The 13072-nt window shown below is 38.1% G+C and carries 14 protein-coding genes, 1 tRNA gene and 1 pseudogene; 7 read left to right on the top strand and 9 right to left on the bottom strand.

Features of this window, described 5'->3' with window-relative positions; all coding sequences use genetic code 11:
* Positions 1–119 precede the first annotated feature (119 nt).
* The 5 genes from MMO38_RS01800 to MMO38_RS01780 form a co-directional block, all read right to left on the bottom strand.
* Positions 120–554: an I78 family peptidase inhibitor gene (locus MMO38_RS01800; protein WP_005196685.1), complete on the bottom strand. Its 435-nt coding sequence runs from the start codon at positions 552–554 to the stop codon at positions 120–122.
* A gap of 245 nt (positions 555–799) precedes the next feature.
* Positions 800–1012: a cold-shock protein gene (locus tag MMO38_RS01795; protein WP_004670777.1), complete on the bottom strand. Its 213-nt coding sequence runs from the start codon at positions 1010–1012 to the stop codon at positions 800–802.
* Between the two features lie 278 nt (positions 1013–1290).
* Complete coding sequence (locus MMO38_RS01790) at positions 1291–1500, bottom strand: cold-shock protein (protein WP_004670776.1); 210 nt, start codon at positions 1498–1500, stop codon at positions 1291–1293.
* Positions 1501–1616: 116 nt separating this feature from the next.
* A complete protein-coding gene (locus tag MMO38_RS01785; protein WP_004670774.1) occupies positions 1617–1835 on the bottom strand; it encodes a hypothetical protein in 219 nt (72 codons plus the stop codon).
* 185 nt (positions 1836–2020) lie between these two features.
* A tRNA-Met gene (locus MMO38_RS01780) sits at positions 2021–2097 on the bottom strand.
* A 298-nt stretch (positions 2098–2395) separates the two neighbouring features.
* On the opposite strand from MMO38_RS01780, the gene ruvC reads away from it, so the two are divergent.
* On the top strand, positions 2396–2941 hold the full coding sequence (gene ruvC / locus MMO38_RS01775; protein WP_004670772.1) for a crossover junction endodeoxyribonuclease RuvC: 546 nt from the start codon (positions 2396–2398) through the stop codon (positions 2939–2941).
* Here the strand turns inward: ruvC and MMO38_RS01770 are convergent.
* Positions 2938–4425 carry an NAD(P)H-hydrate dehydratase gene (locus MMO38_RS01770; RefSeq protein WP_241322302.1) on the bottom strand — a complete coding sequence of 496 codons (1488 nt, stop codon included), beginning with the start codon at positions 4423–4425 and terminating at the stop codon, positions 2938–2940. The two genes, ruvC and MMO38_RS01770, sit on opposite strands and share 4 nt — an antisense overlap.
* Positions 4426–4448: 23 nt before the next feature.
* Here MMO38_RS01770 and queG point away from each other — a divergent pair, with 23 nt between their 5' ends.
* Together queG and bioB are read left to right on the top strand one after the other, a co-directional pair.
* Positions 4449–5573, top strand: a complete 1125-nt coding sequence (gene queG / locus MMO38_RS01765) for a tRNA epoxyqueuosine(34) reductase QueG (protein WP_241322301.1) — start codon at positions 4449–4451, stop codon at positions 5571–5573.
* Between the two features lie 79 nt (positions 5574–5652).
* Positions 5653–6642, top strand: a complete 990-nt coding sequence (gene bioB / locus MMO38_RS01760) for a biotin synthase BioB (protein WP_004670766.1) — start codon at positions 5653–5655, stop codon at positions 6640–6642.
* Positions 6643–6694: 52 nt separating this feature from the next.
* On the opposite strand, the gene MMO38_RS01755 is transcribed toward bioB, so the two are convergent.
* Together MMO38_RS01755 and MMO38_RS01750 are read right to left on the bottom strand one after the other, a co-directional pair.
* Positions 6695–6907 carry a hypothetical protein gene (locus MMO38_RS01755; RefSeq protein WP_241322522.1) on the bottom strand — a complete coding sequence of 71 codons (213 nt, stop codon included), beginning with the start codon at positions 6905–6907 and terminating at the stop codon, positions 6695–6697.
* Positions 6908–7044: 137 nt separating this feature from the next.
* Entirely contained in the window at positions 7045–7395 is a 351-nt protein-coding gene (locus tag MMO38_RS01750) for a hypothetical protein (protein ID WP_241322299.1), read from the bottom strand.
* A gap of 474 nt (positions 7396–7869) precedes the next feature.
* Here MMO38_RS01750 and MMO38_RS01745 point away from each other — a divergent pair, with 474 nt between their 5' ends.
* The 4 genes from MMO38_RS01745 (at position 7870) to MMO38_RS01730 (ending at position 12845) form a co-directional block, all read left to right on the top strand.
* Positions 7870–8403, top strand: coding sequence for a fimbrial protein (locus MMO38_RS01745; protein ID WP_241316823.1), 534 nt, complete (start codon positions 7870–7872; stop codon positions 8401–8403).
* Between the two features lie 86 nt (positions 8404–8489).
* Positions 8490–9221: a fimbria/pilus periplasmic chaperone gene (locus MMO38_RS01740; protein ID WP_241322297.1), complete on the top strand. Its 732-nt coding sequence runs from the start codon at positions 8490–8492 to the stop codon at positions 9219–9221.
* A 61-nt stretch (positions 9222–9282) separates the two neighbouring features.
* The gene (locus tag MMO38_RS01735) at positions 9283–11835 is read left to right on the top strand and encodes a fimbria/pilus outer membrane usher protein (protein WP_241322296.1); all 2553 of its coding nucleotides are present in this window, start codon (positions 9283–9285) and stop codon (positions 11833–11835) included.
* Positions 11832–12845 carry a fimbrial protein gene (locus MMO38_RS01730; RefSeq protein ID WP_241322295.1) on the top strand — a complete coding sequence of 338 codons (1014 nt, stop codon included), beginning with the start codon at positions 11832–11834 and terminating at the stop codon, positions 12843–12845. The genes MMO38_RS01735 and MMO38_RS01730 overlap by 4 nt, the downstream gene beginning before the upstream one ends.
* A 153-nt stretch (positions 12846–12998) precedes the next feature.
* Here the strand turns inward: MMO38_RS01730 and MMO38_RS01725 are convergent.
* Positions 12999–13072: pseudogene (locus MMO38_RS01725) on the bottom strand (IS1595 family transposase); the annotation flags it as partial.

Genomic DNA, 13072 nt, shown 5'->3' with positions numbered 1-13072 from the left:
TCATGCTAAATAAAATGATGGGTGCATTTTTTGAATTATCAAGGCTTGAGAGAGCAAGTTCTATAAAAAAGCGCTCAATTAAAGCCAGTTTAATTGAGCACTATAGTTTCTTTTAATAATTAACCACAGGTAGCATTCGTAATTTTTTTAGATTTTGGATCAACTGTGACCGTCACTCGGTTTTCACGATAATCCATCGTTACAGGCTGATTCGGACCAATACTACGCACGATCTCAGATTTTGTTTTTTGTTTGATTTGGTCTTCGCTCAACCCAGATTGACCAATGAGTTTCTGTGCTTCATCTGCTAAACACTTAGGTTGACTTGAACGGAACAACTCCCACTCCTCAACGACTTGACCATTCGGTAACTTACAGTAACCAACCTGACCATTTGCCTCATTTCGAATTTCTAACTGACCGCCCTGATCAACGCAGAATTTGCTTGCAGGATTTGCCATACCGATTTTTGGTGGCGTAAGTTCTTGATTTGGCGTTGAAGAACAAGCTGCCAGCGAGGTCAGGATTAAACCTAAAAATAAAAAGTTTTTCATATGTTTGTTTTCTTGCAAAAAAAATAAGATAACAAAAAAATTTATATTTTATGTCTATGATTTGAAACAAAAGTGCTTCATAAATACCAACTGATTAGAAAATGTAAGCATTGTTCGCGTTTACCATACCACTTGTAGAGACTAACCTTTTCTCATTCAATGCACCCTATTTTCTAAAAAAGTAAAAGCCAAAAAACAAAAAAGCTCACCAAAGTGAGCTTTTTTTTCAAGTCATACGATTGGTTTTAAGAAACTACCGTAATACCTGTTGCTTGAGGGCCTTTTTTACCATCAGCAATGGTAAATGACACGCGTTGGCCTTCGTGTAGAACTTTAAAACCGTCGCTTTGGATTTCGCTAAAATGAGCAAAAACATCTTGTCCAGAGTCAGCATGAATAAATCCGAAACCTTTAGTTTCGTTGAACCACTTAACCGTACCAGTCACAGTATTAGACATATATTTAACCTATTTTTTCAAAAAAACTTAAGATGCTTAATCGCAATTAACTTGAAATAATAAACTATGAAACTAAATCTGATAAAACGAAAGGTTTGGTTAAACTACGAAATGAAAAGATTTGCTGAATCAACAGTATTATTCTTCTAGTTGTTTTTAACTATACACCACTTTAGTTTTTCGATGCAATACGTATCTAACGCCCAACATTCCAAATTTATTCTTAACAAATAAAAAAGCCCACTTGTGTGAGCTTCTTTTTTACCGAATGATTTCTGTTAGATAACGGTAATGTTTGTAGCTTGTGGTCCTTTTTTACCTTGACCAAGCTCAAACTTAACGCGTTGACCTTCGTGTAAAACTTTAAAACCGCTGCTTTGGATTTCGCTAAAATGAGCAAAAACGTCTTGCCCAGAGTCAGCTTGAATAAAACCAAAACCTTTAGTTTCGTTGAACCACTTTACAGTTCCGTTAACAGTTTCAGACATAAAACCTAAACCTTTAAAATCTTTTGTTTAAAAAAAAAGCCAAATTAGAAACAAAACCGCTTCTAATTTTAACTCTATCTATTTTACTTAAATAGATACTACAAGCATACCAAATTTTAAGTCAAACGATATAGCTGATTGACCGAAGTATAGAAACTTTTTCCATCTTGGTTGAATTCAATTTCTTGACCAGACTGCAAAAGTATCTTTTTACCTACTTCTACCCATTTAAAACCATCCATCGTACTTTGCTGGCGTTTAAGTGGGATAATTTGCACACTAATTTCATTGCCATTCGTGGCAGTGGCTACATGCCATTCACTAATAATATTCAAAACTTAAATACTCATTACTGAGCTCAAGTGATCGATCTAATTTACTACAATGCTAGATGAGGGAAAAGACTACATAACTAGAATTTAATAATTTTTAGCTTTATTTAAGGTTATTTAAGCTAACTCAGCTACTGCTTAATCAATAATAAACAACAACTTTTACACATCACAGAGCAATATTAATTTGGAAGCGGGGGTCGGATTTGAACCAACGACCTTCGGGTTATGAGCCCGACGAGCTACCAGACTGCTCCACCCCGCATCAGCGAATTAGCTTTATACGCCCCTACACCTGACAATGCAAACTTTATTTATAAAAATCACTTAATTTTTAAATTAACGTTCATATTTAATACAAATACGAGATAAAACTTAATTTTAATCGTCTCAGCAAGCAGATTTCCAATAAATACAAAATTCAGTGCCTTTACTAAAAAAACAAATACTTTGTTCAATAAAACAACTATATCTTTATAATTCAAAATACTACAAAATTATCATGCAGCTAAAAGCCCATTATGTAACAATATCAATCATCCTTTATTCTTTTATAGTGCTGCATGTCACTCATTATTGGTATTGATCCTGGTTCACGTTTAACAGGTTATGGAATTATCGAAAAAGATGGTAACAAATTACGTTTTGTCGATGCAGGAACCATTCGTACTGAAACACAAGAAATGCCTGAACGTTTAAAACGTATTTTTGCAGGTGTTGAACGTATTGTTAAATTTCATGGGCCAACAGAAGCAGCCGTAGAACAAGTATTTATGGCTCAGAATCCTGACTCTGCACTAAAGCTAGGTCAAGCACGTGGCGCAGCAATAGCGGCACTGGTTAATTTAGATTTAAAAGTCGCTGAATATACTGCACGTCAAATCAAGCAGTCTGTTGTTGGCTATGGTGCTGCGGAAAAAGAGCAAGTACAAATGATGGTCATGCGTCTACTCAATTTAAGCATTCAGCCTCAAGCCGATGCTGCCGATGCGCTTGCTGCTGCGATTTGTCATGCACACGCCTCAGGAAGTATGACTAAACTGGCAGTGTTGAATGCATTAGGTGGTATGGCACGTGGACGAAGTCGTTCAAGTAGTAGACGACGTTAATCATTCACAACTTTATAAATCATTCTCCCCATTTCATGTGCTTGTAATCCTCTCATACCGTTGCTCGCTAAAAGATCACCTGCTTGCGCATGTAAGCTAACGATTTCATGCAACTTAACATGCTGATGAAATTGTGCTTTTAAACTGGCGATCATACCTGCTAAGACATCACCCATCCCTCCTGTGCCCATGCCTGCATTACCTTGGGTACAGATAAATAAGTCATCACCTAATTCCAAGGTCAGACTCCCCGCGCCTTTTAGTACCCATTGCCCTGCATACTTTTGTTGTAGTTGAAGAATCGCCGTAATTCGATCTTGTTCAATTTCAACGGCTGTACAGCCCAATAATGTCGCCGCTTCGCCTGAATGCGGAGTTGCAAAGATATGCTCATTTAACTGTTGTGGATGCTTGGCTAGAAACCAAAGTCCATCAGCGTCAAGCACAACTTCTAATTGCGTATTTTGATTGAGTGAATCCAACCATTGTTTATAGATATTTTCAGCCCATTCATCTCGCCCTAAACCCATACCAAAACAGACTGCATCAACTTGCTTTAATAGCTGTTGAATGGTTTCTAGATTTAAAGCATTTATATCTCGAACCATAATATTTGGTGAACGCGATAAGATTGCTTGATGGTGTTTAGCATCACACACCACACTGACTTTTCCTGCACCTGCATAAAAAGCAGCTTCAGCAGACATGATGACTGCTCCCCCCATATCCGCATGACCACCCACCACCAAGACATGTCCATAACTGCCTTTATGACCAAAGGCTTTGCGTTTAGGTAAAGTGATTTTTTCTGGGGATAAATAAGCCACTGGCTTTAATTCTTCGTCAGTTGGAATTAGGCTGACTAAATGAAGCTTCCCTACAAATTCCTTGCCTTGACCTGTAAACAATCCAGCTTTATAACCGAGAATCGTAAAAGTCTGGTCAGCTTGAATTGCGCAAGGTAAGACTTGCCCTGTATTGGCATGCAAACCACTTGGAATATCAATTGAAATTTTTAAACCTGTTTGCTCATTAAAGAGTTGAATAATATTTTGCCACCTTAGATCTAGTGCTCGGTTTAGGCCAATACCAAATAAAGCATCTATATGACAATCAAATAAAAGTCCCTCTTTCTCAAAGAGGGATTTAGGGAGATTTAATAATTGAATATCAATTTGATACTCTTGAGCATATACATAAGCTTGCTTTAGATCAGCAGAGTGACCTAACTCAGCGGCAAATACCGTTACCTCAAATCCCGCTTGTTTTAAAAATGCAGCGATATAATAACCATCACCCGCGTTATTACCTTGACCACACCACACAGCAATTTTTTTAATGTCTTGTTCTTGAAATTGTTGAAGTAAGTGCTGTGTTATTGCCCAAGCGGCTTGTTGCATCAGTCCCAGCGAAGAATTTTGCTGAGCAAACCAACGCTGCTCCCATGCTTGAATACTTTGACTATGGTAAACTGGACGTTGCATGTTTATCCCCCTGTTATTGGTTTATGGCTTCCACTGCATCGTCTCAAAAACTTTCTCAAAAGATTGAACTGCAACAGTTTGATCCTCAAGAACTTAAAGCATGGATCAAAGCACAGGCTTTAGACTTGGGCTTTTCTGATTGTGTCATTGCCAAACCTGATGCTCAAGATCAAATGCCACGTTTCAAAGAATATTTAAAGCGTGGTTATCATGCTGACATGCACTATTTAGAAGAAAACTTAGAAAAACGTGCAGACCCAACCTTACTCGTCCCGGGCACAAAAAGCATTATTTGTGTGCGAATGAACTATCTTGTGGCATCGCCTAAGCCTCGTTATGTACCACTTGAACCAAATTCAGCCATTATTGCACGCTATGCCCGTGGGCGTGACTATCATAAGGTCATGCGTGGACGACTTAAAACATTGGCCACGCGTATCAAAGAAAAAGTGGGAGATTTTGAATCACGCCCTTTCGCAGACTCAGCCCCAATTTTTGAAAAATCTTTAGCCGAAAGTGCAGGTATGGGGTGGACAGGAAAACATACTTTACTTATCCACAAAAAATCAGGTTCTTTTTTTGTTTTAGGTGAATTGTTTACTTCTCTTGAACTTCCGTTTGACCAGCCTGCAACAGCGCATTGTGGCTCATGTACAGCCTGTATTGATATATGCCCAACACAAGCGATCGTTGAGCCTTATATGCTTGATGCCAGAAAATGTATCGCTTATTTGACCATTGAGTATAAAGGAATTATTCCCGAAGACTTGCGGCAAGGTATTGGCAACCGTATTTTTGGCTGTGATGACTGTCAGCTTATTTGCCCATGGAATGGTTTTGCTCAAACAGCATCTATCCCCGACTTCGATCCAAGACATCATTTAGATAACATTAGCTTACTCGAAATATGGCAATGGGATGAGGCAACATTTTTAGCCAATACAGAAGGTAGCCCAATCCGTCGTACAGGCTACCAATCCTTTAAGCGCAATATTGCAATCGGTCTAGGAAATGCGCCATACTCATCTGAAATCATAGCCAAATTGCAAGAAGCAAAAACATGGCACGATGAGATTGTAAATGTACATATTGATTGGGCAATTCAACAGCAATTGCAACAAGCAAATGTGCGTCAAATAGAAAAATGATGTTTTTTGCCCTTTGGCTTTGGCATGATTTCTGTATGATTAATCTCAACAAACGTAATCTATCATCATGGATATAACAATGACTGTACGTAATGACTGGACTCGTGATGAAATCCAAGCCCTATATGATCAACCATTTTTAGACTTAGTATTTGAAGCGCAAGGTGTTCATCGTCAACATTTCCAAGCCAATACGATTCAGGTAAGTACGCTTCTTTCTATTAAAACAGGTAAATGCCCTGAAGACTGCAAGTATTGCTCACAATCTGCTCGCTACGATTCTAAATTGGAAGCTGAAAAACGTATCGCAGTAGATAAAGTCATTCGTGAAGCACTATCAGCAAAAGAATCGGGTTCTTCTCGTTTCTGTATGGGCGCAGCTTGGCGTAATCCGCATGAACGTGACATGCCGTATGTACTGGAAATGGTACGTGAAGTGAAAGCACTTGGTTTAGAAACTTGTATGACCTTAGGAATGCTCAATCAATCTCAAGCAGAACGCCTAAAAGATGCTGGTTTAGATTATTACAACCATAACCTAGATACATCCCGCGAATATTATTCACATATTATTAGTACCCGCACCTTTGATGATCGTCTGGATACCCTTGATCATGTGCGTCAGGCAGGTATGAAAGTATGTAGCGGTGGTATTGTGGGCTTAGGCGAAAGCCGCAATGATCGTATAGGTTTATTACATGAACTTGCGACTATGCCTGTTCATCCTGAGTCTGTGCCAATTAACATGCTAGTACCTATCGAAGGTACACCACTTGCTGATGTTGAAAAACTTGAAGTAACCGAATGGATTCGCACGATCGCTGTTGCTCGAATCATCATGCCGCATAGTTATATTCGTTTATCTGCGGGTCGTGAGTCTTTAAGTGATTCTGATCAAGCATTGGCATTTATGGCTGGGGCTAATTCGTTATTCTCTGGTGAAAAGCTCTTAACCACACCAAATGCAGGTGAAGGTAAAGACCAACTCTTGTTTGCTAAACTCGGTCTCACTGCTGAAAAACCGAAACCAAGTATTGCTGAACTCACAGTGGATGCCATGAGCGCATAAATTCAAAAGCCTTGTCATTTGACAAGGCTTTTTTCTAAAGAAATCACTAGTGTTAAATTGATGTAACCAATATGCCGTATTTGGCATTCAAAAACATGCCGATCCGGATGATATCCACCCCTGCTGCATGTGTCACAGACAACTCTTGCGTATGCACGTCAAAATGAAATGAATCAAATATCTCTTGATGTTGCATTAACCACAAAATAGTATCGCTAATACTTTCATCTACGGTATACGTTTCAGAGTTAAAGTCTTTATCCATCACAATATTCTGATCACTTGATTTGATATAGATATCATAACCAATCGATGACTTGAAATCAGCTCGATAAAAAAACACTGAGCTAAAAGATCATTAACTCAGTGTATCAACGAGGAATTTTGTCTACTTCGCTCAGCTTAAGCCGCTTGTGGGCTGACGATGGTTTGACCGCCTTTTAAGCATGCAACCGCTTTTGGATTAAACTCTAAAGTCAGCACATGATTATCTAAATGCACATGGTAAGCACGAATCAATGCTTGCTGCCCTTCATCAGTGTCGAGTACATATTCATCTGCAATGTTTAAAATACCTTCTAGATTTGTTGTACTTGAAGCTCGATCATGACCAAACAAATCATAAATCGTTTGCAAATTGAAACTCGTGCGCTGTTGTTCTGTAGCGTGACTTTTTAGATAGCCCTCTAAAAACAGGACAAATTTATGAGCAAAAAAATAGTAGTTTGGTTTATGGGTATAAAGCATGTTCATCGAAATCTCCTTATTGGTGTTTTTACCATCAGACCATGCTTAAAAACTAAGCTCCCAATCTTAAGAAATTCTTAAAACCAATTAAGCATTTTTGTTAATGCCGAACTTTTTTGACTCAAAATTCACAAAAACCGTATTAACACATAATGTTTGTCATAAAAAATTCATATAAAAAAAGCTCAATTTTGAACAAAAAATAAACATTTACTCAATTTTTGCTTAAAAAAAATCATCATTTTTTTCATGATTTTTCACAAAACTAACAAATAAGATTAATTTTTCTAATAAAAAAATTCAAATAAACAGCGACTTACTTAGCAATTGTATAATATATGATTAATAAATTTATTTTTGTGACGGAGTTTGCATTTTTTTTAATAACTGGTATATTTCGCTCATTACTTGTTCGGCGCAAAAATAACCTGAAAAAGTAATCTAATTCAATTTTTTAGCTGATGTATTCGAGATATTATTATGAAAAAACTTGCTTTGATCGCTACACTTTCAGTTGTAGGTATTGCTAATGCACAAGCTGCTGATGGTACTATTACAATCAATGGTTTAGTTACTGACAAAACTTGTAACATCGTTACTCCAGCGGGTAAAGATTTTATCGTTACTCTTCCAACAGTTTCTAGACAGACTCTAGCAAATGCTGGCGATGTTGCAGGTCGTACTCCTTTCCAAATCAACTTAGAAGATTGTTCAGAAGGTAAAGTTGCTACTTACTTCGAGCCAGGCGCAACTGTTGATTTCAATACAGGTCGTTTAATCAACCAAGCTGCAGCTGGTGCACAAAACGTTGATATCCAATTATTAGGTAACAACAACCAAGTTATTCCAGTACTCGCTGCTGGTGCTACTGGTGCTCAAACTAACTCTCAGTGGGTTGATGTTGTTGAAGGCGGTAGCGCTGATTTGAACTACTATGCTGAATACTACGCTACTGGCGCATCTACTGCTGGTGAAGTAACAACTTCAGTACAATACACAATTATTTATCAATAATTTATTGATAACAGAGTTTCTATGTTTTAGAGCATAGAAACTCTTTTCACTTTTAAATTCATCTGTCTTTTTTGAGAATGTTGCACATGTCATTTAGCGGTTGTAAATTTTTGTCTGGTTTAGCACTTTGTTCTGTGATGGCAACTGCCACACATGCAGAAATGATTATTCATGGCACACGGGTTATTTACCCTTCCGATGCACGTGAAGTAACCTTACAACTTAGTAATAATGGCGCTAAACCTGCACTTGTCCAAGCTTGGATTGATGAAGGTGATCCGAAAAGTACGCCTGACCAATCAAAAGTACCTTTCATGATCACACCTCCGATTTCGCGTGTGGAAGCATCGAAAAGCCAAACGCTTCGTATTACAGCTTTGCCTAGTGCTTCGCAGTTAAATCAACAACAAGAAACTGTACTTTGGTTAAATGTTTTAGATATTCCACCTAGCCCAACAGGTAAAGGGAATGAAGCTGCTCCAGATAATTTCTTGCAACTTGCAATTCGCTCACGAATTAAGTTTTTTTATCGACCAGCAAGTATTAAAGAAGATGCCAACTTAGCAGCCGATAAACTGCAATGGCAAAAATCTGGTCAAAGCCTTGTCATTAAAAATCCGACCCCTTTCCACATTACCATGACTTCAATTTTCCAAGCCAATGGTGATAAAAAAGTCGATTTATTACCTCAAGGTCTCATGTTAAAGCCTTTTTCTGAAGATCGCGTTCAACTGAAAAACACGAATACTGAGAAGATGAGTTTTATCAATGTAAATGATTATGGCGGACGTGTCGAAAGACCAATCAAATTCCAATAATCATTCTTCACTTAAATAACCAATAATTTTAAGTACCTATACCATATAGGCGATTTTTATCATGTCTAAACAGCACGCACCACATAGATTATTAAAGCGTCATATTTGTTTTTACCTTGCATCTGGCATGGTCAGTATGACTGTGCCTGTTATGGTCTATGCAGACGAACCCGCACACAAAAATGCGATGGAAGCTGAGTTTAACTCTTCTTTTTTAATCGGTGATGCACAAAAGATTGATATTTCGCGTTTTAAATATGGCAACCCCGTTTTAGCTGGCGAATATAACGTCGATGTATATATCAATGGCCAATGGTTCGGAAAACGCCGAATGGTGTTTAAAGCAGTTGATCCAAAACAAAATGCGATCACATGCTTTAACTCAGGTGCACTACTCGAGTACGGCGTAAAACAAGATATTCTTGCTCAACAACAATCCGCTTTGTCACAAAATAGTTGTTTAAAAATAGATGAATGGATTGAGGACGCCTACTATGATTTTGATACATCAAAATTACGTGTAGATATTTCTATTCCTCAAGTTGCATTACAAAAAAATGCACAAGGATATGTCGATCCAAGTATTTGGGATCGCGGTATCAATGCTGGGTTCTTATCTTATAGCGGTACTGCCTATAAGACGTTCAATCGTAGTAACGACAATAAAGAAACAACCAATGCATTCATGGCCTTAACAGCTGGAGCAAATATAGCAGGTTGGCAGTTACGCCATAACGGTCAATGGCAATGGAAAGACCGACCGAATGAAGATGAAAAGAAATCAAATTATCAAACTACAAGTACCTATTTACAACGTGCTTTCCCACAATATCGTAGTGTTTTAACACTGGGTGATAGTTTTACCAATGGTGAAATTTTTGATTCATTTGGATATCGTGGTGTCGATTTTTCAAGTGATGATCGCATGTTACCAAATAGTATGCTGGGCTATGCCCCACGTATTCGTGGTAACGCTAAAACTAATGCCAAGGTAGAGGTTCGTCAACAAGGTCAATTAATCTATCAAACCACTGTATCACCAGGAAGTTTTGAAATTAATGATCTTTATCCAACAGGCTTTGGTGGTGAACTCGAAGTTTCGGTCATCGAATCTAGTGGCGAAATACAAAGATTTGCAATTCCCTATTCTTCGGTCGTACAAATGTTACGTCCGGGCATGAGCAGATATTCTGTTACTGCGGGTGAGTTCCGTGATCGTGATATTGATTTAGACCCTTGGGTTGTACAAGGTAAATATCAACGCGGTATTAACAACTACTTAACGGGCTATACGGGTTTTCAAGCGACTGAAAAATATGCTTCAGCGTTAGTCGGTACTGCCTTTGCAACACCTATTGGTGCGATTTCACTCGATGTTACGCATTCTGAAGCTGATTTTGAAAAAAAAGAATCGCAATCAGGTCAAAGTTATCGCCTCAGTTATAGTAAGTTAATTGCGCCAACAAGCACCAACCTAACCTTAGCAGCGTATCGCTACTCGACTGAAAATTATTATAAATTACGTGATGCGCTATTAATTCGCGATTTAGAACAAAAAGGTATGAACAGCTTCGCTGTTGGTAAACAACGTAGTGAATTCCAAATTACCTTGAATCAGGGGCTACCTGATGGTTGGGGTAACTTCTACATGGTTGGTTCATGGGTCGATTACTGGAATCGCAAGGAAAGCGGCGAGCAATATCAAATTGGTTATAGCAATAATTACCATGGTTTGACTTATGGTTTATCTGCAACCAATCGTCAAATTGACTATGGTTCAAATAATCAAACACGTGATACCGAATATTTGATGACGCTTTCATTCCCATTGAGCTTTAAAAAGCATTCAATGAATGTCAATGCAAACGCATCACAAAACAACCGTACTGTTGGTGTCAGTGGCACAGTAGGAGATCGTTTTAGTTATGGTTCATCTATGTCCCACCAAGACTATAACAACCCTACTCTAAACGTGAATGCTCGATACCGCACCAATTATACAACTGTTGGTGGTTCATACAGTATTGCTGACGCGTATCAGCAAGCAATGGTTAGCCTCACAGGTAATATTGTTGCACATCGTGATGGTGTTTTATTTGGCCCTGAACAAGGTCAAACCATGGTACTTGTTTATGCGCCTGACGCTGCTGGTGCAAAAGTGAATAATACAACTGGTTTAACAGTAAATAAGGATGGCTATGCTGTTATTCCTTACGTTACTCCATATCGTTTAAATGATATCACTTTAGATCCGCAAGAAATGTCGACTCATGTTGAGTTGGAAGAAACCAGTCAGCGTATTGCTCCGTTTGCTGGTGCAATCACAAAAGTCGATTTTTCTACCAAAACAGGTTATGCCATTTATATCGCTGCAAAAACAGCAACAGGTGAAAGTCTTCCATTTGCGGCACAAGTGTTTGATCAAAACAATGAAGCAGTTGGTATCGTCGCTCAAGGTAGTATGGTTTATTTGCGTACACCTAAAACACAAGATCACCTATATGTAAAATGGGGTGAAGATAGCGCTGAGCAATGTGAAATTACGTATGATGTAACAGCACAACTTGCGCAAGATCAACAAAGTTTAATAATGACTGAGGCGGTTTGTAAATGAAAAAATTACTCTTAAACAGTGTTTTACTTACCGCAGGTCTCGGTTTCTATGCTGAGGCAAATGCAGCTTGTTCAACGAGCCCAGGCTTTACCACTATTGATGTCTCTATGCAAGTTGGGCGTGTTGTTGTTCGACCAAGTGACCCCGTTGGAAAAGTCTTGGTTAAATCACTTTTCGAGATTCGTCCAAACGACAGAACGACATATACTTGCAGTCGTAGTGATATGATGGTTGCACGATTATTACAAAATTATGCAATTAGCCCACTTGGTAATAATATTTATTCTACTAATATCCCGGGGATCGGAATTCGCCTTTATCGAGAAGCTTTTAATGCAACGAACTTCTCGGGATATTATCCGTATACAGCCCCTGTACCAGGTACGAATATTAGACTTGCTGAAGGCTATTTTGTTGTTGAAATTGTTAAAACAGCAGAAAATACTGGGTCTGGAACATTAGTCCCTGGTGTCTATAGTACATACTACGCAGGAAATCGAAGTGATCGTCCTTTCTTAACAAGTACAGTTTATGGAAATGCAATTACCATTGCATCTTCTTCTTGTGAATGGCGGGGTAATATTAATAAAGCTGTCACACTGCCAACTGTAACAAAATCAGGCTTTACTGGTGTTGGATCAACACAAGGAGAACAAAGCTTCGATTTAAATATTCTTTGTAATGGTGGTGAAAATCAAACTGGTTACGAGGAAAAGAATTTAATCAGCTTAAGTTTTGATTATCAGCAAGAAGGTACTAACACAAAGGTTTTGAAAAACCTTGAGCCAAATGCAACCAAAGCAAATGGTGTGGGCGTTCAACTTGTATGGAATTATCAGAATAAAAATCAAGTTATTGGGCTTGGCGACAAACTAGAATTAGGAACAGTGAAATCTAATCAAACTATTGAATACAATGTTCCGCTTACTGCTCGCTATTATCAAACAAATACTAACGTAACAGCTGGTAAAGTTCGTGCGATGGCAACAGTGACTATTGAATACGACTAATTTTTCAATAGACCTCCTTTAAAACAGGAGGTCTTTTTTTATAAAAATTAAACTAAAGATCTTGAAATGCCATTTTGTAAAAAATTTAAACTCATTAAGAAGTATGAACTTTTAGTCTTATTTTAAAAAATTTGGGGCTGTACTAGATAAGGTTTAAATTTTAGTCCAAAACCTCAAAGTTTTTAGTTGTTGTCGAGGACTACCATAGTTAAATCTAAACTCACATT

It is taken from the genome of Acinetobacter sp. NIPH 1852 (genome assembly GCF_022549455.1).
In the GTDB taxonomy this organism is placed as follows: domain Bacteria; phylum Pseudomonadota; class Gammaproteobacteria; order Pseudomonadales; family Moraxellaceae; genus Acinetobacter.
Note: the sequence above shows the minus strand (reverse complement) of the source record. Positions and strands in the feature narration are given on the sequence as shown.